The organism is Shewanella salipaludis (genome assembly GCF_012911865.1).
Lineage (GTDB): Bacteria > Pseudomonadota > Gammaproteobacteria > Enterobacterales > Shewanellaceae > Shewanella > Shewanella salipaludis.
In genome coordinates this window covers 76664-102122 of the sequence record NZ_JAAXYH010000011.1, presented here as the reverse complement: position 1 = coordinate 102122, position 25459 = coordinate 76664, and the positions used below count along the sequence as shown (strand labels likewise).

Here is a 25459-nt window from a genome sequence, read left to right as displayed (position 1 = left end):
CAAGGATTGATCTAAGAGTTGAGCTAAGAATTGAGCGAAGGAAACTGCAATGGCTGTAACCCCAAAAATAAATCGCCGTGAACATATTCTCCAGTGTCTGGCACAGATGTTGGAAACCAACCCGGGACAAAGGATCACCACGGCAAAACTGGCCGCCGAAGTCGGGGTGTCCGAGGCGGCACTGTATCGCCACTTCCCCAGCAAGGCCAGGATGTTCGAGGGCTTGATCGAGTTTATCGAAGAATCCTTGTTGTCACGCATCAACCTCATCATGGACGAAGAAAAAGACACCATGAAGCGTTGCCAGCAGGCACTGCAGCTCTTGCTGGTGTTCGCCGAGCGCAATCCTGGGATCTCCAGGGTACTCAACGGCGATGCCCTCTTGGGTGAAAACGAACGCCTGCGCAGCCGCATCGGCAGCCTGTTCGCCAAGATAGAGACCCACCTGAAGCAAATCCTGCGGGAAAAGACCCTGCGCGAAGGCAAAGGCTTTAACCTGGACGAAGCCATACTGGCCAACCTGCTGCTGGCGGTTGCCGAAGGCCGCATAGCCCAATTCGTCCGCAGCGAGTTCAAACAGAAGCCTACCCAACACTTCGAGCAGCAGTGGAACTTCATCCAGCAACAATTGCTGCAGAGCTAGAACAACACAGGGCAAGCTACGGCATGGGAAGGTTGGGCCTCTTAGAACCAACCCCTCTACACTAGCGCCCGATGCGAATGACTAGTCACAAAAAGCCGATAGCCACTGCTGGCCATCGGCTTTTTTGTGGTCTTTTGTCCGCCCGACGGTATGAATTTACAGCAATTCAGGGTATTCTCCCCCTCCGCGCCCTCGAAGGGGCGCAATCCCAGAGTATATTGCCGGTCTCCAGGGCGCTGCATAGCCAAGGCCATGGAGAGAGGCACACAGTGACAACCACTGCCTGTGGTAGTGGAGGAACCCATGACATCGAAAGAAGCGGTATTATCCGAAGCAGCATTGACGGTACGCACGGCACTGAGCGAGCGCGGCCTGGAAACCCCCATGATCCCCTGCGGCCTGAGTGCCGACGAGCGCAAAGAGCGCATCGAACATCATATGAAAGAAGTCCTGACTCTGATGTCATTGGATCTCAGTGATGACAGCCTCGCAGATACCCCGCGCCGCATCGCCAAGATGTATGTCGATGAGATCTTCTCCGGCCTGGATTATGCCAATTTCCCCAAGATCACCGTCATAGACAACAAGATGGGCTTCGATGAAATGGTCAAGGTGCAGGACATCAGCCTCACCAGCACCTGTGAACACCACTTGGTGACCATAGACGGGGTGGCCACAGTCGCCTATCTGCCGCACAAGAAGATCATTGGCCTGTCGAAGATCAACCGCATAGTGCGCTTCTTCGCCCAGCGACCCCAGGTACAGGAACGCATGACCCAACAGATTCTGGTGGCCCTACAGGCGCTGCTGGAAAGCAAAGATGTGGCGGTCAAGATAGATGCTGTGCACTACTGCGTGAAATCCCGCGGCGTGATGGACTCCACCAGCAGCACCACCACCACGGCACTGGGCGGCATCTTCAAGAGCAACCCTGCTACCCGCGCCGAATTCCTGCATCAGTAATAGTCCCGCCGGCGCCTCACTCGCGCTCAAGCGCGCAATAAACAAAAAGCCAGACCTTGGGTCTGGCTTTTTATTGTGGCCGAGTCGCTCAAGCGACACCTGCGCCGGCATCAGATGCCGTATTGGTCGCGGTAGCGGCTCACGGCTGCCAGCTCGGTTTCCATCCCTGACTTTTCAGACAGATAATCGATCAGATCCGCCAGTTTGATGATGGACACTATCTTGCAGCCGAAATCACGCTCCACTTCCTGAATCGCCGACAGCTCCCCCTTGCCCTTCTCCTGACGGTCGAGCGCGATCAACACCCCGGCCAGCTGAGCTTCATGGGCCGCTATGATATCCATGGACTCACGTATGGCGGTACCTGCGGTGATCACATCATCCACCAGCATCACCTTGCCCGTCAGCTCACTGCCGACCAGGCTGCCGCCTTCGCCGTGATCTTTCTTCTCTTTGCGATTGAAGCAATAAGGCATGTCGAGATCATGATGTTCCGCCAGCGCCACCGCAGTAGTAGTGGCTATGGGGATCCCCTTGTAGGCAGGGCCGAACAGCAGATCATACTCTATGCCCGAATCCACCAGCGCGGCGGCATAGAAACGCCCCAGACGCGCCAGATCCCGGCCGGTATTGAACAGGCCGGCATTGAAGAAATAAGGACTGGTACGGCCCGACTTAAGGGTAAACTCACCAAATCTCAGTACCTGACGTTCTAAGGCAAATTCAATAAACTCACGCTGATAGGCTTTCACAATCTCTCCTCGTTATTACAGCCGGCGCTAACCCAGCTCTCATTATCTATGCCGTTGCTCTTGGCTAATCCAAAAAAAGGACCCTTGCGGGTCCTTCATATAAACTTAATTCAACGCCGACTTCTGTACATCGACTATCTCACGAATGCTGTTCTTGGCCAGCGCCAGCAGTTCGAGCAATTCTTCATGGCTGAACGGCTCGCCTTCGGCGGTGCCCTGGATCTCGATGATCTTACCGGTTTCCGTCATCACCACGTTCATGTCCGTTTCGGCGGCGCTGTCTTCCAGATACTCGAGATCGCTGATGGCTTCGCCCTTGAAGATGCCGACGCTGACGGCGGCGATCAGGAACTTGAGCGGATTGGTCTTGAGTATGCCCTTGGCACGGGCCCAGTTCAATGCATCGACCAGGGCCACACAGGCCCCTGTGATCGCCGCGGTACGGGTACCGCCATCGGCCTGGATCACGTCACAGTCGATCACTATGGTGTTCTCGCCCAGTGACTTCATGTCCACGGCGGCGCGCAGGGCACGGCCGATCAGACGCTGGATCTCCTGGGTGCGGCCCGATTGCTTGCCACGGGCGGCTTCCCTGTCCATGCGGCTGTGGGTCGAACGCGGCAGCATGCCGTATTCCGCCGTCACCCAGCCCTGGCCCTGGCCCTTGAGGAAGCGCGGCACGCCTTCGGTAAAGCTGGCGGTACAGAGTACCTTGGTCTCACCGAATTCGACCAGCACAGAACCTTCTGCGTGAGCGGTGAACTGACGCGTGATGGTGATAGGACGAGTTTGAGCTGGCGTTCTGTTGCTTGGACGCATGCGAGATTCCTGTTTTCAGAGTCATTACCGATTTTGGCTGCATATTATAAGGGCTTGGGCTCCCGGATGCCATGTTATCGCGCCATTCTATGCAAACTGAGGCCGGTTCACTTTAACCCCGGGGATAAGATCACTATAATCGCCATTCAATCTGCCGATTTAAACCAACGGGATAACCCATGATCCAAAGCATGACAGCCTACGCTCGCATCGAGCACAAAGCCCAATGGGGCACAGCCTCCTGGGAAATTCGCTCTGTCAATCAGCGCTATCTCGAAACTTACCTGCGCCTGCCTGAGCAATTTCGCAGCTTCGAACCTGTGCTGCGGGATCGTCTGCGCAAACGTTTAAATCGCGGCAAAGTCGAAGTCAACCTGCGCTACGAGCTGGCCGACAGCAGCAACAACGAGCTGCAACTCAACCAGGACTTGGCCAAACAGCTGCTCAGCGCCGCCAACTGGCTCAAGCAGGAAGCGGGTCAGGGCGAGCTCAGCCTCACGGATCTGTTGCGCTGGCCCGGCGTACTTTCCAGTTCGGAACAAGACATGGACGCCATAGGCGCAGATCTGCTGCAAGCCTTCGACAGCGCCATAGATCAATTCATCGAGGCCCGCGGCCGTGAAGGCGCCGCCATCAAAGACATGCTGCTGAGCCGCCTCGACGGTGTCACCGAGCAGATCGCCCTGGTACGGGAACACATGCCCAAGGTGATGGAATATCAACGCGAGAAACTCAACAACCGCCTCGCCGAGATCAAGGGTGAACTGGATCCCGCCCGCATAGAGCAGGAAATGGTGCTGCTGGCACAGAAACAAGACGTCGCCGAAGAAATGGACAGGCTCGAGGCCCACGTCACCGAGGCGAGGCGCATCCTCAAGAAAGGCGGCAGCGAAGGCCGCCGGCTGGATTTCATGATGCAGGAGTTCAACCGCGAGTCCAACACCCTGGCCTCCAAGTCCATCAGCACAGAAATCACCGCCGCCGCCGTGGAGCTGAAAGTCTTAATCGAGCAGATGCGCGAACAGATCCAGAACGTGGAATAGCCGTTGCGCATATAGATAACAGAGAGATACCCAAGCCCCGCGATGCGGGGCTTTTGCGTTTATGGCACTTCGAACTTCGGGAGCAACAGGTATCCTGGTACCGGGACCTTGCTATCACATCTCATGCCTCCCCTCATGCCCCCTTCTCCGACACGCCGCAGGTCCCTCCATGGAGGCTGGGTCTTGCCATTCGCCACTGGTGCCGCCGGAACAGGTTTGGCCTTCCAAGGTGCAGCAAGTGCAATGCTGCCGACAAGCCTTGGCATGGAAAGAGGTAAATGTGACCCCTGCCGAGTGCTTAGGTGTTTTGCATTCGCGCCCACTGAGGTATATTGGATCTCTTATCATTGCAATGTAGATACAAGGAAAATCAGTGGCCTACTTGATTGATAACTCATCGGGGACGCGAGTCTATCTATGCACCAGCCACAGCTTCGGCCGCCTGCTGTTTTCGGTGCAGACGGAAGTCCCGCGTGCGGAAGTATCGAAAATACACTGCCTGGTAGAATGGGAAAATCAACAATGGCTGATAAGGGACATCAGCCTCAACGGCACCTGGGTCAATGGCGAGCGTCTGGAGCCGAATAAGCACAGGTTATTGCACCTTGGCGATCGCATCAAGATCTGCAATCTCGACGATGCCAGCTTCGATGTGCAGGACTTGTCTCCCCCCATAGATATGCTGATCCCCCATCCGGAGCAGCACACACAGCAACAAGAGATCCCGCTGGCCCGTTTCAATATATTGCCCAATGAGCAGGCTCCCGAGCTGCTGGTCTATTACGACACTGAGCGCGACGTCTGGACCATAGAAGAATATGACCGGCAATCGGTAGAGCACAAGCCTTGGCCGGATCACGACAATATTTTACTCTCGGGTCAAAAATGGCAGCTGTTCGTCAATGAACAGAACTGTGATACCAGAATATTGCGCCATAACTCGGTCAACAATCTCACAGTGACCATCAAGACGAGTCTCGATGAGGAGAGCACCCAGCTCATAATTGACAACGCGGGGCAAACATTCGATTTGGGCATGCGCAGCCATCACTATCTCACCCTGTTGCTCGCCCGCTATCGAGTGCACGACATTGGCCTGGGAATAGCGGCGAATGAACAGGGCTGGAGAGACGGCAGTCAACTGATGCGCGATTTAAAAATTGATGCCAATCATCTCAACATTCTTATCTACCGGGCGCGCAAACAGTTTGCCAGCGAACTGGGACTGAGCAACAGCCAGAATCCGGCGCTCATAGGACGCAGGCCGGGTAAGATGCGTTTCAATGTTGCCCATTTCACCCTGAAAAAAGGTGACATAGACGAATATGTTTCGCCTCTGCAGCCCCATGATCCAGTAAGTCATATTGAATGTTAACCCGGGTCCGACATTATCGTATCGAGAAGTGCCTGGCCCGTGGGGGTATGGGCAGCGTCTATCTGGCCTATGACGAGAAGTTATCACGCCACGTCGCCCTGAAACTGCTGGATACAGACCAAGGCGCACGGCAGCAGAGCCTGCAGGAAGCCAGGGCGCTGGCACGGCTTAACCATCCCCATGTGGTGCAGATCTACGAAGTCATAGAGGGCGAGTCTCCAGGGCTGGTGATGGAATACATCAAGGGTCATGACTTGCTGACGCTGCAACGCCAACAGATATTGAGCCTGCCGCAAAAACTGCAGATCCTCAGCCAGATTGCCGCTGCGCTGGCCGCGGCCCACAAGGCCGGCATCCTGCACTGTGATATCAAACCGAGTAATATCCTGATCTGCGACAGGCTGCAGGCCAAGCTGTGCGACTTCGGCCTGGCGCAGCAACCACAGGATGCGCCGCCCTCTTACGGCAGCCAGCCCTATATGTCACCGGAGCAGCGGCAGGGTAAAGCACTCGATGAGCGCAGCGAGCTGTTTTCTTTTGCCGTGATGGCCTTCGAGCTGCTGGCGAAACGCCACCCCTTTAGCGACGCCGACAAGCCGCGCGCAATGGATGCCGCCGGCATCATACCCGCACTCCCGGCGGAATTGATTAGCCTGCTGAATAAGCTGCTCGATGCCAATCCGGGACGGCGGGGGTACAACAGCGAGCAGGTCGCCGAGGTGTTGGCCCGCATCTACCGGGATTTGGAGTTCCAGGCACAACTCAGCCAGCAGACCATGGCCATTCCTGCCGCCAAACCACCGCGTCTGCAGGGCACACTCACACTGTGGGGGCTGGGGGGGCTGGGGTTGCTGCTCTGCCTGGGCCTGGGTTACGCCGGCTTGGATTATTGGCGCAGCCATCGAGCCAACCGCTATGTTCTGGTGTTGGAACCCAGATTCGATCAGCCAACGACGCAAGAGCAACAGCTGTTGTTGCAAGCGACCATAGACGATGCCCTGCGCCAGGCGGTGCTCCACACCCGCGGCACGACGCTGATTTCCCGCAGCGAACTCAACCAGAACCACGACAACCTCACGCAGTTGGCACAGCTGACCGGCGCAACGGATATTGTCGATACCGAGATCAACTGCCGGGTCCAGCCTTGCCAGATAAAACTCAGCCGCTTGGAGCCGAAGCAATTAAGCGTACTGGGGCAGGTCAATTGGCCCAGCCTGAGCAACCTCGACAACTACAGCCTGTTTCAAACGACCCAAAGCCATTGGGCAAGGCTGTTCCAGGGCTTGGATATGCAGCCCGACAAACTGACGATGTCGGCGGTCGAATATCAGGAATATCTGGCGATATACAGGTTGTCATTCAACACCCTGGATGCCGGTTTGCTGGCGCGCCTCGATACCTTGTTGGAGCGTAATCCCTATATTACCGCGGCCTATTCTCTCTATCGGGAGCATGCGCTCAAGCTGTACCACTCATCCGAAGATTCTGCCTTACTGCAGCGACTGGCGCAGCGGCTGGACAAGAGCCCGGGCTCCTACAAGACCAGTGTGTTCTATGCCGTCGACAGATTCTGGCTGGCACTGAGTCAACAGGACTATCGGGACGCCGAACAATACAGGGAGAAAGCGCTCGAATTGGGCCTGGATCCCGCCCATGCCGCCGCCTTGGGGGGACACCTGGCCTTGTATCAGGACCAGTATCGACAGGCACGGGAGCAATATCTGTTGGCTCATTCGCTGCGCCACGACACCGCCAGCCTGATGAACCTCGCCATCACAGAAATCGCACTCGGCGAGGCCAGCCAGGCGCAACAGCGACTGACGCAGATCCTGGGTATTCAACCGCAAAACTGGTCGGCCAACGTCAATCTGGGGATCATTTATTTGACCCATGGACCGGTAAGGGATGCGATAGCGCGTTTCGAGGCTGTGCTGGCACAGAGTGAAGACCCGGAAATCCTGAGCTACCTGGGACTGGCGCAGCTCATCGGCGGCCAACAGTCGGAGGCACTCGCCTCCATGCGCCGCTCGGTGGCACTCAGCCCCGACGTCGCCACCTATCGGCTCAATCTGGCCGACGCCGAACTGGTCAGCGGCAACCAGGTCCAGGCCGAGCAACATTATCAGGCGGTGTTGCACCTGTCACCACAGACGCCGCTGAGCGTGGGCGAATGGCTCGAACGCGCCCAGGCCTCGCTGCATCTGGGCAGCACAGTCGCGGCCATGCGTGCCTTGAATGAAGCGCAAAAACTGGCGCCGGCCGACACCAACGTCGCCTATGTTGCCGCGTTGATCGGCAGTAAAACCGGCAATCTGGACTCGGCCCTGGTACAGATGGAGCAGGCACTGGCCTCTGGGCTGGCCAAAGAGTGGTTTACTCTGCCCTGGTTCACGCCGCTGCAGCAACGCGAGGAATTCGCGGCACTGCTGCAACGTTATTGAGCCCTAGCCCTGCGGACGTTGAATTTTGATACTGGGATCTTGTGAGTAATAGAGTCCCAATTGACCGCCGCCAAGGCTGCTCTCAGGCAGGAAGCTGGCCAGGTAGCGGAACGCCAACGGCAGCTCGTTGCTGGTTTCCTTCACCTGGCTGACAGTGATAGTCAGGCAAGTGCTGTCATCATTGAGTGCCGTGGTTACCGCAAAGTCCGGGTTGTTGGCGGTATTGTTTTCAAAATATACCCCCTTATCATAGAACTGCCATATGCCAGGCTCTTGTGCCGAACCGTCGAGCAGTACAAGCAACTTGAATGTCTGCATCTCGGCCAACAAATTCAGCGTCGGGAATTGAACATTGTCCGCTGCGAATATCACCTCTAGTTCACCGTCCAGGGGTTGGAACTCGTTATTCCTTAATATTTGCGTCTGCCAGTCGGCCGTTTTATGTGGCGTCACCTTGAGGCAGACGATCGCTATGCCGCCCTCGACTGTCGACGTGTTTGCATTAAAAGCCGGTACTATTATGGTATTTTCGGACATAAATTTCTCCAAGTAACAAAATGATGCGGTGCGATACTCAGCTGTATGAGTCGTGTTCAACTCACTATCCACGCTAGCAGTAATCAGAATTTTATTCTATCTCTTAATGACTTAAAAAAGGATTACACGGCATTACACCCCTGCTTCAGGGAAACGCTCTGCGGCTTGCCGGCATCGAGCGGCAGGCTGTCTTCGCTGAGGCTGAGCCTGGCCTCAAATCTGCGGGCACTGCAATAGCTCACCTGCATCTCGTGTCGCAGCCGGGCCGAATGCTGGATCTTGAGCATGGACTGCTGGGGCAACAGCGACTTGGTCAACGTCAAGACCAAGCGTATCCCGGGATTGTCCCTGGCCTGATAGCGCGCCCAGCCCATGAAGACCCGGGCGCCCACATGCGACTCCAGCAGTATGCTGGTGCTGCTGTTTGCGGGCAGCACGGCGGGAAATTGTGCCTCATAATGGCTGCCACCCGGCCGCCTGAACAGGGGAAAGGGGGAATCATTGTTCAACTCTATCCTGGCGCAGTGCCTTAACTCGGCCCCCTGGAGCTGTAGTGTCTGTTGCATAAGCCGTTGTCCACCCTCATCCGCATCAAGGCGTGAGCCGGCCAAGGCAGCTCCGCCATCCAGTCTGTAAGAGTAAGGAATTTAACGACCAAAGCGAATTACACGCCATTACATGCCATTACATGCCATTACACGAGCGCGCCACAGTGGCGCCGACAAGCAAGATCTGGCCACGGCTGCCCGAACATTACCGCCAACTTGCCGGGTTTTATGACACAGGCTCGGGTAGCGACTCACGCACTTTATCCGGCCAGGAGAAGCTGAACACTGCGCCGCGGGGGGAATTTGGGGTCAGGCTGATGGTGCCGCCGAAGGTTTCAACCGTCTTCTTGACTATCGCCAGTCCCATGCCGCTGCCCTCCACCTCATCACGGGGCCTCAGGGTCTGGAACATGCTGAAGGCGCGCCCGGCCAACTCCGGCGGTATGCCGGGGCCGTCGTCTATGACATCGAACTCAAAGCTGTTGCGTCCCGGGTGCACCCTGACCCTGATTTCCCCCCCGGCTCTGTCGTGATGCTTGATGGCATTGCCGAGTAAATTCCTGAAGATCAACTCCAGCGGCACCCTGGCCGTCCGTAACCTGGGAAAGTTGCCCTCGAGTTGCAGTCTGAAGGCGGCATCCAGGCACAGCAGCTCGAAGGTATCTCGTACCAGGTCGGCGGTGTCGACCAGCTCCGGGCTGCCTTCCAGGCGCCCGGCACGGGCATAGGCCAGCAGATCCGCCAACAGTTGCTCCATACGGCTGATCCGCCCCCGCATCAGCCTCAAATGCTCGGCCGATTCCGGGTCTATCTTGCCGCTCAAGTCCTCTTCCAACCAGGTGGCCAGCTGATCTACGCCCCGCAGCGGCGATCTCAGATCATGGGAGGCCACATAGGCGAAGTTATTCAATTCCTGATTTCTGCGGGTCAGCTCGTCGGTAAACTGCTTGCGTTCCGAGATGTCGACTATCGCCGAGAGCACCTTGATGCCGACCGTGGTGTCGACCCGGCTGAGGCCTATCTCCACCGGAAATTCGCTGCCATCTTTGCGCAAGGCATAGAGATCCCGTCCCAGCCCCATGGCCCTATTCTCCGGCTTGGCAAAAAAGCCGCTGCGCAGGCCCGGATGCTGATGCCGAAAGCGCTGCGGGATCAGCATTTCTATCGGCTGCCCCAGAAGCTCCTCACGCAGATAGCCGAACAACTTTTCGGTCTGGGCATTGACCAGTTCGATACGGCCCAAATTATCCGTCATCACCATGCAGTTGGGCGCGGCCTCGATCACCTGCCTAAAGCGCTTCTCCAGGCTGGACAGTGCTTGGTTGCGGTGGGACAGCTCGGCAATGAAATGCTGGCGCTCTGAAATATCCACTATGGCCGAAAGCACCTTGGCGCCTTGCTTGGTGTCTATGCGACTGAGGCCTATCTCGACCGGGAATTCGCTGCCATCTTTACGCAGGGCATACAGCTCCCGCCCGAGTCCCATGGGGCGGGTTTCCGGCTTGGCGAGAAAGGCATTGCGCAATCCAGGATGCTGGTGATGAAAACGGGCGGGGATCAGGGTTTCTATAGGCTTACCCAAGAGTTCGGCACGCTCATAGCCGAATAACGCTTCTGTCTGGGCGTTGACCATTTCGATCACCCCGGCTTGATTGATCAATACCTGGGCATAGGGGGCGGCTTCTATGACCTGGCGCAAGAGCGTCTCCAATTCGCTCACGGCCTGCAGTTTGAATTGTTCATTTTTCAGGAATAACTTCATCCGAAAATAATAAAATACCCCGCCACAGATGAGCCCCAGGATGCCGATGGCAAGCAGACAATAACTCCCCGCCATGATAGCCCGGTTAAGGACAATAGACTCGGGTGCCAGGGTGAGCAGGGTCAGGACCCGCTGTGGTTCATCCGGATCCAACGCTATGTTTTTCTTTGAAAAATAAAAGGTACCCGATTGCGGCAGTCCGGGAAGCGAGTGGGAGGCGGCTAATTCTCGCGGTGAGACCAGGTTGAAATCATGGCTCCAGAGATGCCGCTCTCCCAGATCGAAACCGAAGCTCTGAGCTGCGTCCGGGTGCACCAGATAATCGCCTTCGGCGTTAACCATCAGGGTGCGGATTTGGCCGAATTCGAATGGGATACTACCTATGCTCGCCAGTAACCGGGAAACATCTGCGTTCAATACCAGCATGCCAAACAGCTGCCCATCCTGGCGATACACTGGCATGCCGGCGCGGATCATGGGCGTCAGGGGCTGCGACAGCCGGCCATGCTCCCGGTTCAAGCTGATATCGGAAATATAGACACTATCCTTGCCGAGTTTGGCGATCGCCATGAAATAGTCCCTGGCGGCCTTGGGCTGCAACTGATTGTCGGCGACGGCAACAGGTGTGCCATCGATACGATCGACCCGGACCAGTTCTTGCCCCTCATCTGCAATGCCGATGAAGCGGATCTGGTTCAACGCCGGATTGGCCACGAGATAGGCACTGAAAATTTGTTTCAACCTGGCGCGCCAGATCTCGAGCGAGTCACCCTGCAGTGGGTCCAGGCCGGCGTTGAAACTGGCGCGGACTATGCCTTGTACCCCTGGGGTCTTCTCCAGAAATTGCACATCTTTTTGAATGTTGACCAGCAGCAACTGCAACTCGGCGCTTTTCTTGTCGGTGAGCGTCGTCAGTTGTTGCTCCAGTTCCATGACCCCCTTGGTATGCACTTTGCCGCCATAATAGGCCGAGAGCAGCAGTGCCAGCAGCAGGAAGAGCAGCAGGGTTCTGACGAAGACGCGTTTATCTTTCGACAACAAAAATCGGGAAAACGGCACAGCAACACTCCCTTTCGTTAGCCATCCCAAGACATGGCTCTGTATTTCCCGCTCTCACAGCCTTGGCCATTGATGGGGCATAGTTCCGGTCAGGCCAACAAGAACCTGGACTCGAACTCGGTTGCCGGCAGGGCCTCGGCATAGAAATACCCCTGCTGGAAATCACAGCCATGCGCACAGCAAAATTGTGCCTGGGCATTGGTCTCTACCCCCTCGGCGACCACTTTCAGCCCCAGGGCCTTGGCGAAACGTATCATGGCGGCCAGCAGACGATCCTGGGCCTCGCCCTGACCTATGCCCGAGACGAAGATACGATCTATTTTCAGCGCATGAATGGGAAATAACTTCAGATGCTCGAAGGAAGAAAAGCCGGTACCAAAATCATCCAGGGATAAACGCACCCCGCGGGCAGCAATCTTGGCCAGCTTGGCGGCGATATTCTGGGGATTCTTGATCAAGGCATGTTCGGTAATTTCCAATTCGAGCAGGCCGGCATCCAGACCGCTGTCTGCCAGGGCCCTGTCTATGGTCTCGAACAGATCTTGCTCCTGTAATTGCCCGGCAGACAAGTTGATGGCGATGGCCAGACACAGGCCATCGGGAGCCAGGCAGTTACGCCAGGCATGAACCTGGCGGCAAGCGCTTTGCAACACCCACTTGCCTATTTCCGGCATCAGACCTATCTCTTCCGCCATGATCAGAAAGTCGGCCGGCAGTAGTACCCCGCGGCTGGGATGCTCCCAACGCAGCAAGGCCTCCAGACCGATCAACTGACCATTCTTGGCATCGATCTGGGCCTGGTAGTAGAGTTTGAATTCCTGTTGTGCCAGTGCATTGCGTATGTCGCGCTCCAAGGCCATGCGCTTGCGCACGGCCTGATGCAGCTGCTTCGAATAAAAGTGGCTCTGATTACGGCCCGCCTGTTTGGCGCGATACAAGGCGATATCGGCGCATTTCATCAGATCCAGGGTGTTGTTGGCACTGTCGCCGTAAACGGCTATGCCTATGCTGGCGGTGACCCGCAACGAGATACCATCGCATAGCATGGGTTCGTGGAAGGAGGCCACTATGCGTTCGGCCAGCAGTATCGCTTGCTCATCGCGGGCCAGGTCCTGGAGCAGGACCACAAACTCATCGCCCCCCAGTCGCGCCAGCAAATCGCTCTCGCGGATGACGGGTTTGAGTCGCCGCGCCACCTCGATCAGCAACCGATCGCCCACTCCATGGCCGTAAGTGTCATTGACCTGCTTGAACCTGTCGACATCCAGCAAGAGCACAGCCAGGGTGCCGCCCCTGTTGGCCCTGCCGACCCCAAGCTGCAAGGCGCGTTCGAAATCGTAGCGATTCGCCAACCCGGTCAGGGGATCGCACTCGGCCAGCTGCCGCAGTTCATTCCTGCTGTTATGCAATGCCTCTTCCAGGCGGTAACGATGCTGCGCCTGATATACGGCGCGCCACAGACGGCGGGAGTTGACCTCATCCTTGAGCAAAAAATCTTGCGCCCCGGCTTCCAATGCCTGAGCCGCCAGCGTCTCATCCTCCTGTTGGCTGAGCATGACAATCGCCGTCTGACAGGCGCCGGTGCTGCGCAACATTTTCAGCACCTCGATGCCATCGCAGTCAGGCAACCTGAAGTCGAGCAGAACGACATCGAAACGTTGCGCATTGGCGAGTATCAAACCTTGCTGCGCCGTCGTCGCCTGGGCAAAGTTGACCTCAACCTCGGCGTGTCTCATGGCCCTGATGATAGCCATACGGTCCAGCTCATCGTCATCGATAATAAGCACTTCCATGTATTATCTTCCTCGATTAACGTTAACTTATGCCGGGCATCTCGACCACACGCCAATAATGGTCCAGCATTTCCATGATGTGTATGAAACCATCCCCGCCCTGTCGTTTGACTATGTAGCCGGCCACATGCTGGTCATAGGCGGCTATCCTGTCTTCGTCGTCTTTTGAGGTCGTCAGCACAAAGACCACTGAGCTCGCCAACTTGCGGTCCTGGCGTAACTGGGCCAACATCTCTATCCCATTCATCCGCGGCATGTTGATATCCAGCAAGATAAGATAAGGCCGTGACACACTGTCCGCTTGGCGCAATAATTCCAGCGCCTCCACCCCATCCTTGGCACGAATCAAAGGATTGGGGATCTTGAGTTGCTTCAAGGCGCGCTCAACACCCTTCACATCGACATAGTCATCATCCACCAGCAAGATGGTGACTGGTTTGCGTTCACTCAATTCTTGATTCATGGCAATACTTCCGTGTTTGGTACCCTGGCTCATGCACTGGTTCCATCCAGGCTGCAACCCTCAGGCACCTGTCGATGAACTATAGTAGTCGAACACTGTCTGCTCAAGTTTCTGATTTAAAGGGGAGAAGTAACCTGGCTATCGCCATGGGATGCCCGGTGCCTATTGGGCCGCTTAGGCCGGATAGCCTGCGCCTGAGCGAGTGGGCCTAAGCCAAAGTGGCGCTGAACCTGGGCCAGAAAATAACTTGGCTAACCTGGCCATGGCTGGCCCGATTGGGACTGGCATATGAAAGCCCTGCAAACCCAGGGCTTTATATTGACATGAATGAGGGCGCAGCAGCCTGGGTTAGCTGCACAGCAGTGCTTGCAGTTCGCTCAAGGAGTTCACCTGGTAATGGGGCGATATGCCTGTTGGCACCTGCTGACCGTGGGCGTTGTACCAGCAGGTGTGAATGCCGGCGTTGATGCCGCCCAGGATGTCGGAGTGGGGATTGTCCCCCACCATCAACACCCGCTCCCGCGGCGGATGTTGCATCAGTTTCAGGGCATGTTCGAAGATGCCGGCGTCTGGCTTGGCGATCCCCACCTCTTCGGAAATCACCAGAATATCGAAATGATGCTGCAGCCCGGTGCGCTCCAGACGCACAGTTTGCAGCTCGGTGAAGCCATTGGTGATGATCCCCAGCTTGGCCTTGCCCTGCAATGCCGCCAACAAGTCGCGGGCACCGGGCAGCGGCGCACAGATCTCGGCCATGGCCGTCAAGAATGCGCTGTTGAGCCTTTGGGGCGTGAGCTGGAGCCGCGCCGCCCAGGGCTCGAAGCGGCGGGTTTGCAGCTCGGCGGCGCTTATCCTGCCGTCCTGATAATCGACCCACAGTGGCTTGTTGACCGCCTGATACTCATCGAAATCGGCCTGGCCGAAGTCGACCCCAAAGCCGGCAAACATCAGCCTGAGGCCGGCGAAGGCATCGAAATGAAACAGGGTCTCGTCGGCATCGAACAACACCCAATCGAAGGGCAGGCTTGTGCTGTGGGGCATGATATTCTCCAGGAAGTAACGACAGGCCAGCGGTCGCCGGCCACACCTATGGCGTGCGCTACTCTACTTTGTTTTCAGTCATTCTATAATCCCCAATGAATAAATTCATTGTTGACTGAATCTCTACAATGCCGACAACCGCAGATGGACAAGAGCCAGGGTGAGCCGCTGCCGACCTACTACCAAGGCGCCAGAGCCGGTTAACATCGAACCCCCAGCTACAAGGTGATGAGCCAGACCAGGTTCTAAGCCAAACTGAGTTATGAGTTAAGTTGCCAAGAAAAAGCTGATTAGCCTATAAGCACTGGGTATCGCTTAAAGAAAGGTGCGCCCGGGCAGACTCGCTTATAAGTGAAGTGGGATAACAGCCCTGCCCCTTGGACATTTCAGAGATACGCTCCCAGGGGATGCCTGCATTGCTCGCGCCCGCCGCGAGCGCACCGTCCTCTTCCTGTCGGCACTCTCTATCAGGGACTATCTCTATCGACCCTCTTCCTATCGATCTTGTAAACAACAGGCCTATCAGCAGAGCGGGAGCGCAATAAGCGAGATGGCGGCGTTGGCGTGATGCCACACCCCATAGATAAGCGTTTATAAGCGAATGCCGTTCGCCTATGAGACCGGCCCCTTAAATATTGTATAAATCATTGATTTAAAATGGTTAAAAAGTTGGCCAATAAATTGCTAAATGGCTTGCTGTAACCGGAACTATGCAATCCATTGAGGACAGGCGAGCAAGGCTCGCCGATATCCCGTCCAGCTCCCGTACAGTTCCTGCACAGCCTGAGTTGCGTACCGTCTGCCAACGGGCGTAGATAAAAGTGTTAACCAAGAAATTTTAGAAGAAGAGGATGGAACCATGAAAATAGCAATCCACAAACATCTGGCCGCCAGGGCCCTGCTCTTGGGCAGTTGTTTGCTGTTAGCCCCCATCAGCGGCTGGGCCGAGATCGACAGCAGTGCCGAACAAGTCACCCGTCTCACCCTGCAGGGGCAGATAGATACCAGAGCACCCCTGTCCAAGAGTCTGTGGGCGGGCGCGCACAACGCCTTCGCTTCCTATGATTGGAAGGCAGGTGATTACACAGATGTGAACCAATGGTACTCGCCGAAAAGTTTATTTTGGCGCGGCATTCGTGTGATCGAATACGATGTCTACCCCATGTCGGCCAGCGATAACACCCCCAAGCTCTGTCACCTGGGTTTAGAAGAAGCAACCAAATGCAGCTGGACCTTTGTCAGTGTTGCGAGCCTGGCGACAGGACTCGACGAGCTGTCGGATTACTTATCCACCCATAAAGACGAAGTCTTGATGTTGAAACTGGAAGCCTATGACTCGGATTACCATAACAACTTCCGCAACTTAATCGGCGATAAGATCAAAGACAAGCTCGGTGACTACGTCTTCAAACCCGAGAACTGGGGCTATAACAGCGGCGATTGCGCCTCCTTGCCGGTGCAAACACTGCGTAAGCAGGATGTGCTCGATGCCGGCAAGAACATCATCATAGTCACCCAAATTCCACGCAAAAAAGATCTGTGCAATTATCATGACGAGGACCACGCCAGCAAGTATCTGGAATGGGTATGGATAGGCGCCGACGAGTTCGACAGCAGCGGTAATTTGTCGTCCAGCGAAGCCTTCTGCCAGAACGGAGATCAATGCGCCAAGGATGCAGACGGCGATGAATCCTTCTCCGCCCATTATGCACTGGGGAATTTCAGTTTGGCTCTGGATGCCACCACAGAATACAAAAAAGACGAGATCGATCTCCACGGCGATAAGGTGCTCGCCAAAGCCGAAGAAGGTGCCAATATTCTGGAACTCGCCCTGGTGGAAGCGAACGCCACCACCATAGGTGCCTCCAAAGCGCCGCAGATCGAAGATTACGTCTGGTCATGGTATAGCGGCGAACCTAACAATGCCAACAACAATGAAGACTGCGCGCTGAGCCGCTCCGACGGCATGCTCAACGACGCCAACTGCAGCCTAAGCAAACGCTTCGCCTGCGTCGATGACAATAGAAACTGGCAAATATCAACCGCCTCAGGGTCTTGGGAGCAGGGATTCAGTGCCTGTGAAGCGCTGGGCAACTTTCACTTTTCCATGCCCTATAACGCGCGCGAAAATCAGGATCTCCTCAGTGCCAAAAGCGATGCGGGTATCACCACTGCCTGGCTGAATTATCATGACCAAAACGTCGAAGGGGTATGGCAGGCCAGTACCGAGTATCAAGACATAGGCTACAGCAAGAGTACCGCCAAAGGCGATGCCTCGGCCGGTGATGCTTTCGATGATCTGGATATGCTGCAGCGCAAACTGCAGGGCACAGGCGCCTTGAACCTGAGAAGCATCAAGCTCAGCGAAGGCGACAACGGCAAATTTCGCTATGTGCGCATGTGCTATAAGCAGGGACAAGTCGTCTCCCATGCCACCGCCGACGGCAACGACATTTGCAAGACACATGGCTCAATCAACGGCGGCCACAACAGCGAAATCACCCTGGCTAGCAGCGGATACGTCAAGGCGATGACGTATTGTGTCGATCGTGACGACGGCAAAGATCGCGTGGTTTATCTGAAATTCACCACCAACAAAAACAGCTCGATCGACTCGGGAACCTGTACCGGCACCACCTACACCCTCAACTACGGTGATCAGATCTTCGCCTTGCACGGCCGTGCGAGTAATGATTTCATTAGGTCACTCGGCGCCCATCGTATCGCCGCCTCCCAGGTCACCCCGCCTCTGTATGCCACCGACTGGCTGGACAGGGACGACCCGGCGAATGGCGACAACGAGCTGTTTACCGCCCAACAGCAAAGCGGCAATATCTCCTCCTCCTGCGCCGCCAGCGATGTCGCCGGCATTGTTGCCAGGGTAGTAGGCAACAAGCTGGATGCCCGCCTCACAGGCCAGAGGCTGGTCAACAACAGCACAGGTTTCGCCTGCTGGAACTCGAGCAACGGCGGTGACTCCAACAACACCACCTGTGAAGACTACGAAGTCAAATACTTCTTCACCAATGCCAGCTGCCTGCCCTGATAGCGCCGCTTGGCCGCTTGGCCATCGGTGTAATAAAGAGCGTGCGACAAGCAGCTGGGAACAAACAAGATGTAACAAACGGCCTGTAACAACAGACGTATAACCAGCGGGGCAGTCATTGCCCCGCTTTTTTTTCCTTTTTCTGCCCTTAGGAGCAATCTTGTCCGGCATGGCTGCCATGGCCAGTGCAGCCCATAGCCTGTTGCAGATGAGGTGCCGGATGCACTCATCTTGCTATGACAGGAAGCCATAGCGCAACCTTTGGCATTATCCCTATTACAAGGGCTGCAGTGAGACACAGGCTCTTGATCTCACATGCAGCGGCCAATCTGCATTTCATTTTAAAGAGCAAATACTCCGAGTCATGCCAAGCAATCGCCTCCCGCGGGGGTAGTGCAAGCACAGCTGTGACACGCCGCCAGCACCTCCCTGTGGGCTCTACGCAAACATCCCTGTTTTCGAAGGTCACAGCCATGCTTACACCCGGGTTATATCCCTCTTCGATTTGGCAACCGTGCAACAGAGACAATGCAGCACCAGAACATTATCAACGGCAGCATCTGCCAACTAGCGCTAGCTAAATGTCGTGAACACATAGACGCACAAGCAATCATCCATGTCGCCAACGCCTGTTCAAGTGTTCCGGTTTGGCATCGCGACGTCCGGAAATTGTCATTGGAAGTTATGCCTGTCTCCACATTCTTTCTTGTCAGCCTTTTCGTGGCCAAGTGACTCACCGTTACTTGAACTTAAACCGGAAGCGCATTATGTTATTGTTTTACGGTGGATGGACTGATTTTTTCTGATTTTTTCTGATCTTTTTAGCCGAAGATAATCTAACTCAGAATGAACAGTTTGAGGGCTTTCACAGAACCCGATTTAGCTTATTTTATACACCTCGGCGACAACACAATAAGTGTCTCGCCATATTACAAAAGGATTTTGTATGTCGCTATCTGCAGATCAAATTGCTGTAAATTATCCTACCCCTACTTATCGTTTTCGCGTAAGCGTCGATAGAGAAGAGATGCTGTTTAATGCCGTTTCTGGCCTAGTGCACAGTTATGAAACGATTGAATATAAAGATGGTCTCGGCGGCCAGTTTCAAATGCCAGGGCAACGAGGCGGTATTAACATCAGCCTAAAAAGGGGTGTCGTCCGTGGGCAAGCCCAACTCTACGAATGGATTAGTTCTATCTCCTTAAATCAAGTGGAAAAGAAAGATATTTCCATCACTCTGACAAATGATGCCGGCACCGAACTATTGCTGACTTGGAATGTTGTGAATGCCTTTCCCATCAAGCTCACCGCACCGGACTTCAATGCGTCCACCAATGAGTTCGCGATTGAGCAATTAGATCTAGTGGCGGACCGTTTTACCGAGCAAATATGGACACCCAGTATTGAATAGTGTGATTTGGCATCCTCTACTAGACTGAATGAAAGTGTCGATGTTGGAGTCTTGCTATGCCGCGCCCTCGCAGATCCCAGATTAGTATCGAAGACACGCCGTATTACCATTGCTGTAGTCGTGTGGTGCGGCGTGCCTTCCTGTGTGGGGACGATGTCTACTCGAGTAAAAACTATGACCATCGCCGCGGTTGGGTTGAGTCCTTGCTGTTTGAACTCGAAGCGGTTTTTGCCATTGATGTAGCGGCTTTTGTGGTGATGTCAAATCACCTGCATGTGGTGCTTCGTATCGACATAGCTACTGCGAACAATTGGAGCGACAGGGAAGTGCTTGAGCAATGGCATAAATTGTTCAAGGGGAATGAGTTAACCCAAAAATTTACCCAGGGTGAGCTGGTTGAGTCACATGAGGTGGTCAATTTAAAGCACTCCATCGCCACCTATCGCAGCAGGTTATGCGACATATCTTGGTTCATGCGTTGTTTAAACGAACCTATAGCACGACAAGCAAATCAAGAAGATAATTGCTCAGGTCGCTTCTGGGAAGGACGCTTTAAGTCGCAAGCCCTGTTAGATGAAGCTGCCGTATTGGCCTGTATGGCTTATGTTGATTTGAACCCCATCAGAGCCAAGATGGCGACTACCCCAGAACAATCAGACCATACCAGCATCAAACTGCGTATTCAGGCCGCTTTGAAAGGCGAGCAGCCCCAAAACTTACTGCCTTTTATTGGAGACGAACGCAATAATCAGCCCAATGGTATTGCCTTCTCGCTACAGGACTATCTCGAATTGATTGACGATACCGGGCGAATTATTCGCGACGATAAACGTGGTGCTATCAGTGAAAATAGCGCTAAGTTGCTAACAAGGCTGGATATCTCCCAAGATAATTGGCTCAAGCTCACCACTGAGTTTGGTAAGTTATTTCGCGGCCCAGTGGGCACACTGATCTGCACCACTAAAAGTGGACATTTTGCTAAGCACTGTTCTTTTGTTCAAAATTCTCTGGGCTTAGATAGCCAAGGGCACTATGCCTTCTGCTTTTGTTGTAATCAACTTCAATGTATTCAAACACAACCTGACGCATAGTTTCTCTGTCCATAATGGATTCATATTGAATCGCCTCGACTTTGAGTGAATGGAAGAAACTCTCAGCACAGGCGTTATCCCAGCAATTGCCTTTACGGCTCATGCTTTGATTCAGTTCATGTCTTGCTATTAAATCTCGGTACGCATGCGAACAGTATTGGCTGCCTCTGTCACTATGGGTAATGACCTCTTTGGGGAAGCCACGCCGAAACAGCGCCATTTTCAGAGCATCACAGACCAACTCAGACGTCATTCGTGAGCTCATTGACCAACCAACCACCGCCCGTGAGTACAAGTCGATAATCACCGCCAGGTACAACCAGCCCTCACTTGTCATTAAATAGGTCATATCGCCTACCCATTTCTGGTTCGGTGCCATTGCCGTAAAGTCTTGTTTCAGCAAGTTAGACGACACAGGCAGTTGATGATTGCTATCTGTGGTCACCTTAAACTTGCGGGCGGCATTGGCCACCAAACCCTGGCGTTTCAGGCTGCGGCCTATGGTCTTTACATCGGCAGCATCACCCTGTTCGGCAAGGTCAACCTGGATACGTCGGGCGCCGTAACGTGTCTTGCTGGCTTCAAAGGCTAGCTTGATTTTGGCATCCCGGGTCGTGCGCTTAACCAGCCTGGGACTGGGCTGCCGACCGACCGACACTACGCCACGCATAATACCCACTTCGCGATACCTTGAGTGCCAGCACCATTCTTCGAAGCGTGAACAGCTGCTGATGCTCAAGGATGAATTCAAACCGGGCTATTTTTGATTCTTCGCGAAGTAGGTGGCCGCCTTTTTTAGGATATCTAAATCCTCAGTTTTCTCAGCGAGTTGCCGTTTAAGCTTAGCCACCTCGGCGGCCAGTTCAGCTTCACGTTGACTGGTGCTGGATTTTCTCTCGTTGGTAGCACGCCAGTTATAGATTTGCGACTCGTACAGTTTCAACTCTTTGGCCGCTGCGGCAACACCAACTCGACTGGCGAGTTTTAACGCCTCGGCTTTGAATTCAGCGGTATGGATTTTACGTTTAGTTTTAGTGGTCATTTTTCACCTCGTTAAGGGATTTTACTCACTTAGCTCGGTGTCCAAAAGTAGTGGTGCAGATCAATCAGGGCCGAGGCGGCTATCTGACCGCACAGCACCAAGAATATCGCATTGCCTATGCCAATCTTAGGTGCAATCCAGGTGATGGAGAGTATGTAGAAGGCGACGAAAAAGCCGCCCATGAAATAATGCGGCGGCGTAGCCGCGAACTGCGCCGCGGCGGGCAGCGGCCTGCCAAGGGTGAAGACCAGGCTCACCAGCAGCGCCAGACTCAACAGCAAACTGGAAGCGGCGACCGGATTGCCCAGCCTGAGCCCCAACCCGCCGTTGAGTGCCGCCATGACGGGTATGCCCATCCCGGCTGCTATCATGACAAGACCCATGACCAGCGCCATGCCGACTGAGGCGGCCATTATTCCATGCTTCCACTGCCCTGGCCCGACGTCGCCGCAAGCCGGCGATAGTCGGTGACGGGCAGCCCGCCAATGCCCCAGTTGTCCAGGTCGACTTCGTCAATGACGACCATAGTGGTTGCCGGGGACTTGTGCAGCACCTCGACCAAGAGATCTGTGACCCCCTTTATCAGGGCGGCTTTTTGCGTTTCTGTCACCCCTTCCCGTGTGACCTTGATATTAACGTAGGGCATGAGTCTCTCCATTGGCTGCAATCACGTGGAATATTTTTGCCATTATGTACCAGCGGCCTTCGCTGCGGACCAGGGTCAGCAGGTCGATGAAATCGCGGCCGCCGAAGGAACAGCGAACCCGGGCAAGCGCGGTGTTTTCGCCTGCAAATTCAATTTCATCTATAAGATCTCGACGCGGCTCCTTGCGCGCTGCCGGGGGCTCGCGCCGGGCCAGCACCTCCCGGTAGCAAGGCATATCCCTGTGCAGCAAGGGCGTCTCGTCGGCCGTGGTGTAGATGGCCAGGGGATGAAAAATCGCATCAAATTTTTCCAGGTCGCAGTAGTACAAGGTATCGAAATACTGCGCCAGCAGCGCCTGAACCTCGGCTGATGCGCTCATCGCGATCCCCCCACAGGCAGGAGCCCTTCGGTTTCAAGAGCTTTCACCACACTTGGGTGCGCGCCCAGCCTTTCCAAAAATGCCTGAGTAAAAGGCCAGGGTTGAAGCGAGAAGCCGATGAATTGCGACCAATTGAGTATGACGAAGGCATAGGCATCGGCGACACTGAACTGGTTTCCGAGCAGAAAAGGCCGCTCATCCGCCAACCGGGCTTCGAGGGGTGCGATCCGCCTGGCAAGCTTGGCTTGCGCTGCATGACGCTCCTCGGTCGACAGCTCTGTGCCGCTGAAAAACGGGCTGAAGGCCTTATGCAACTCGGCTGACAGGAAGGCGAGTAATTCACGCAGCCGCGAGCGCTCCAGAGTGCCTGGTTTGGGCGCCAGGCCTTTTGTCGGCACCAGATCGGCCAAGTGTTCGAGAATCGCGGCATTCTCAGTCAATACCAGTCCGGGCTCCAGCTCCAGGGCCGGCACGTAGCCATTGGGGTTAATTTCAGCATACTGCCGCCCCGTCTCGGTAATGCCCTGCGCCGTGTCCGTGCGCTCGAGGGAAAAGCTGAGCTCCAGCTCATTGAGTACTATGTGTGAGGCCATGGAGCAGGCACCGGGTTTGTAATATAGCTTCATGTGGGTCAGTCCTTTGGTTGTGGTAGTAGACGCACAGATAATATCAACTGGATATTAGATTACTAGAAGTAACCTTGTATTTGCTGATAGAATTGGGTTACCTCATGGAAACCTGGTTACTCTTATGTCACTGAAAGTTAGGATTAATAGAAGCCCTGCACCACCCGAGCCCTGCATGCTGACCGAATGCATGGCGGTGATCGCGGGGGCGTGGGCACCGAACGTCATCTGGTGTTTGCGCATGGGACCGCGGAGATTCAACGAGCTGCGAATCGACATTCCGCCTATTTCGGCAAAAGTGTTGTCGACACGGCTGTCAGAGCTGACAGAGCGTGGTGTCGTTCAACGTCATGTCAGGGACACCTCACCGCCTTCAGTAGAATACGAATTGACCGAACTCGGTCGCGAACTGCTCCCCGCGCTGGACGCGATAGTCAAAGTTGGCCACAAACTGAAGGCACGGGGACAGCTTGGCGTTAACAATTGATGCCCTCGCCTGGCAGACTCATGAGGACTGAAGACAAGCAATAATAGCGACGCCGGCTTGCTGCATTGCTGAGATCCAGGAGTAACCTTGGCTGGTGCAGTGGCCGTGTAACAAGTGACTACGACATTCCGTCAATCAAAGAGATGGCACACCCACAATACTGTCTGCGATAAATGGTCCGAAGAACCTCTGTGCTACAGTGACTATCAATACCTATGAGTACACCAAAAGAAGCACTGCTGCGCCAGTGACCGTTGGCGACAGGGTGAGCATCGCATGGCGATATGTTGCGAACGAGAGCCATGGATGGCGAGCTGGCTGTTGTGCAGGGAAGCATTTGTCGCCGTCGAGGCTACAAGGATGACTCTTTTGAGATCAAGAGCCGCCGTGTCACTGATGCTCCTGATATAAGAGCAGTACGCAGGCCCACGGCAGGTGATGGGCTGCAAACTTACTTTGCAGCCACACTTTACCCAGTGAGTCCCCCCTATGCTCAATCGAGAGTGTCATTGTTAACACAACGCCTCATGACCGAGGTGATCATCTCATCACCCAAACCTGTTAGTGATGCCGAGTTTACAGCTTGCCACCCTCCCCATCGAAGTTGCCGCAGGGCGTTGAAGAAAATGGCGTGGGGCTGACAGGATGTCAGCTCAGCTTTCGCGGGGGCAGGGGCGAATGAAAAGCGGTGATTTTCGAGCCTATGAGCGCACGGCAGGGACTGCCAAGCTGGGTTGGATTATAGGGATATAATCCGCATCCATCGGAAGCGTTAGTTATTTTCGAATAAGCACAAGGAATACAACTTCGTCGGGGCGTCATGGTGGATGCAAGGAGGATAGGACGAGCAGTCCTCCTTGTTCGGGTGTGGGCTGAAGGCCCACGACAGACACCCCCTGAAGCTCAGAGGTCGTCTTAAAGCGCTTGTATGGTTAATCCTCCGTCAACGGTGCACTGCTGAAACTGTACAGCACCAACTTATCTGCCTCCGGGTTGATGAAACTCGATGCCAACAGCTGCTTGTCGCCATCTTGCCAGACGGCGTGACTGTGGGCATTGAGCGATACCAGCACCAGGTTGATGCCCGGCTTAAACAGCCCGGCGGGCAAGTGCACGTCCGGCCCGTAGAGACGCTGGATTTTCTTGCCGTTCACATAGAGATGGGCGTGACCATTGAGCATCTTCCCGACCGCGGCCTGCTCCGGAGGCCCCAAAGCATAGTGACGCAATGCCAGGTGCAGATTGATGCCGGACATGGCATCGCGGTGCAACACCAGCGCCAACTCGGGCAAGGGGCTGTCATCCGGCACCTGAATGGGCCCATAGTCGTGCACCATGCTGGCCATCTCGGGCCCTGCCATTGGATGACCTGGCATTACGGAACCGGCTGTTTCGGGCACTGCGGTTTCGGACACGGCCATGGCCTGTTGGGCGTCGGCGCGCGCGGCCAGACACAGCAGCAACAGCGCACCGAAAATGAGTCTGCTCATGA

21 protein-coding genes and 2 pseudogenes are annotated in these 25459 nt (G+C 55.1%); 9 read left to right on the top strand and 14 right to left on the bottom strand.

Going from position 1 to position 25459, the window contains the following annotated elements; genetic code table 11:
* The first annotated feature begins 49 nt into the window (after window positions 1-49).
* Both slmA and folE read left to right on the top strand, forming a co-directional pair.
* On the top strand, window positions 50-643 hold the full coding sequence (gene slmA / locus HC757_RS14465) for a nucleoid occlusion factor SlmA (protein WP_169565089.1): 594 nt from the start codon (window positions 50-52) through the stop codon (window positions 641-643).
* Between the two features lie 303 nt (window positions 644-946).
* Window positions 947-1606 carry a GTP cyclohydrolase I FolE gene (gene folE, locus HC757_RS14460; protein WP_169565088.1) on the top strand — a complete coding sequence of 220 codons (660 nt, stop codon included), beginning with the start codon at window positions 947-949 and terminating at the stop codon, window positions 1604-1606.
* A gap of 110 nt (window positions 1607-1716) precedes the next feature.
* Here folE and pyrE read toward each other — a convergent pair whose 3' ends face one another.
* Both pyrE and rph read right to left on the bottom strand, forming a co-directional pair.
* Window positions 1717-2358 (bottom strand): orotate phosphoribosyltransferase, encoded by a 642-nt coding sequence (gene pyrE / locus HC757_RS14455; RefSeq protein WP_169565087.1) that lies wholly within the window; start codon window positions 2356-2358, stop codon window positions 1717-1719.
* Between the two features lie 105 nt (window positions 2359-2463).
* Window positions 2464-3177, bottom strand: coding sequence for a ribonuclease PH (gene rph / locus HC757_RS14450; protein WP_169565086.1), 714 nt, complete (start codon window positions 3175-3177; stop codon window positions 2464-2466).
* Window positions 3178-3356: 179 nt separating this feature from the next.
* Between rph and HC757_RS14445 the strand changes: the two genes are divergently transcribed.
* From HC757_RS14445 to HC757_RS14435, 3 genes are all read left to right on the top strand, one after another.
* Window positions 3357-4220, top strand: a complete 864-nt coding sequence (locus HC757_RS14445) for a YicC/YloC family endoribonuclease (RefSeq protein ID WP_169565085.1) — start codon at window positions 3357-3359, stop codon at window positions 4218-4220.
* Between the two features lie 373 nt (window positions 4221-4593).
* A complete protein-coding gene (locus HC757_RS14440) occupies window positions 4594-5595 on the top strand; it encodes an FHA domain-containing protein (protein WP_169565084.1) in 1002 nt (333 codons plus the stop codon).
* Window positions 5589-8036 (top strand): serine/threonine-protein kinase, encoded by a 2448-nt coding sequence (locus HC757_RS14435; RefSeq protein ID WP_169565083.1) that lies wholly within the window; start codon window positions 5589-5591, stop codon window positions 8034-8036. The genes HC757_RS14440 and HC757_RS14435 overlap by 7 nt, the downstream gene beginning before the upstream one ends.
* 3 nt (window positions 8037-8039) lie before the next feature.
* On the opposite strand, the gene HC757_RS14430 is transcribed toward HC757_RS14435, so the two are convergent.
* From HC757_RS14430 to yjjG, 6 genes are all read right to left on the bottom strand, one after another.
* Window positions 8040-8573 (bottom strand): hypothetical protein, encoded by a 534-nt coding sequence (locus HC757_RS14430; protein ID WP_169565082.1) that lies wholly within the window; start codon window positions 8571-8573, stop codon window positions 8040-8042.
* A 122-nt stretch (window positions 8574-8695) separates the two neighbouring features.
* Window positions 8696-9139, bottom strand: a complete 444-nt coding sequence (locus HC757_RS14425; RefSeq protein WP_169565081.1) for a hypothetical protein — start codon at window positions 9137-9139, stop codon at window positions 8696-8698.
* A gap of 208 nt (window positions 9140-9347) precedes the next feature.
* Complete coding sequence (locus HC757_RS19160; RefSeq protein ID WP_169565080.1) at window positions 9348-11942, bottom strand: PAS domain S-box protein; 2595 nt, start codon at window positions 11940-11942, stop codon at window positions 9348-9350.
* A gap of 89 nt (window positions 11943-12031) precedes the next feature.
* Window positions 12032-13735, bottom strand: coding sequence for a putative bifunctional diguanylate cyclase/phosphodiesterase (locus tag HC757_RS14415; protein ID WP_169565079.1), 1704 nt, complete (start codon window positions 13733-13735; stop codon window positions 12032-12034).
* A gap of 22 nt (window positions 13736-13757) precedes the next feature.
* On the bottom strand, window positions 13758-14198 hold the full coding sequence (locus HC757_RS14410; RefSeq protein WP_169565078.1) for a response regulator: 441 nt from the start codon (window positions 14196-14198) through the stop codon (window positions 13758-13760).
* A gap of 348 nt (window positions 14199-14546) precedes the next feature.
* Window positions 14547-15239 (bottom strand): pyrimidine 5'-nucleotidase, encoded by a 693-nt coding sequence (yjjG, locus tag HC757_RS14405; RefSeq protein WP_169565077.1) that lies wholly within the window; start codon window positions 15237-15239, stop codon window positions 14547-14549.
* Window positions 15240-16098: 859 nt separating this feature from the next.
* Here yjjG and HC757_RS14400 point away from each other — a divergent pair.
* From HC757_RS14400 to HC757_RS14390, 3 genes and pseudogenes are all read left to right on the top strand, one after another.
* Entirely contained in the window at window positions 16099-18285 is a 2187-nt protein-coding gene (locus HC757_RS14400) for a jacalin-like lectin (RefSeq protein ID WP_169565076.1), read from the top strand.
* Window positions 18286-19231: 946 nt separating this feature from the next.
* Window positions 19232-19696: a phage tail protein gene (locus HC757_RS14395; protein ID WP_169565075.1), complete on the top strand. Its 465-nt coding sequence runs from the start codon at window positions 19232-19234 to the stop codon at window positions 19694-19696.
* 56 nt (window positions 19697-19752) lie between these two features.
* Window positions 19753-20643: pseudogene (locus HC757_RS14390) on the top strand (transposase); the annotation flags it as partial.
* 34 nt (window positions 20644-20677) lie between these two features.
* On the opposite strand, the pseudogene HC757_RS14385 reads toward HC757_RS14390, so the two are convergent.
* The 5 genes and pseudogenes from HC757_RS14385 to HC757_RS14365 form a co-directional block, all read right to left on the bottom strand.
* Window positions 20678-21829, bottom strand: a pseudogene (locus HC757_RS14385) (transposase); the annotation flags it as partial.
* A gap of 29 nt (window positions 21830-21858) precedes the next feature.
* Entirely contained in the window at window positions 21859-22242 is a 384-nt protein-coding gene (locus HC757_RS14380) for a DMT family transporter (RefSeq protein ID WP_169565074.1), read from the bottom strand.
* On the bottom strand, window positions 22242-22475 hold the full coding sequence (locus tag HC757_RS14375; protein ID WP_169565073.1) for a tautomerase family protein: 234 nt from the start codon (window positions 22473-22475) through the stop codon (window positions 22242-22244). Before HC757_RS14375 ends, HC757_RS14380 begins: the two co-directional genes overlap by 1 nt.
* A complete protein-coding gene (locus HC757_RS14370) occupies window positions 22462-22854 on the bottom strand; it encodes a nuclear transport factor 2 family protein (protein WP_169565072.1) in 393 nt (130 codons plus the stop codon). Before HC757_RS14370 ends, HC757_RS14375 begins: the two co-directional genes overlap by 14 nt.
* Entirely contained in the window at window positions 22851-23480 is a 630-nt protein-coding gene (locus HC757_RS14365; protein ID WP_169565071.1) for a glutathione binding-like protein, read from the bottom strand. Before HC757_RS14365 ends, HC757_RS14370 begins: the two co-directional genes overlap by 4 nt.
* A 124-nt stretch (window positions 23481-23604) precedes the next feature.
* Here HC757_RS14365 and HC757_RS14360 point away from each other — a divergent pair, with 124 nt between their 5' ends.
* Window positions 23605-23967, top strand: coding sequence for a winged helix-turn-helix transcriptional regulator (locus tag HC757_RS14360; RefSeq protein ID WP_169565070.1), 363 nt, complete (start codon window positions 23605-23607; stop codon window positions 23965-23967).
* Window positions 23968-24899: 932 nt separating this feature from the next.
* Here HC757_RS14360 and HC757_RS14355 read toward each other — a convergent pair.
* Complete coding sequence (locus tag HC757_RS14355; protein WP_169565069.1) at window positions 24900-25457, bottom strand: hypothetical protein; 558 nt, start codon at window positions 25455-25457, stop codon at window positions 24900-24902.
* Window positions 25458-25459 lie beyond the last annotated feature (2 nt).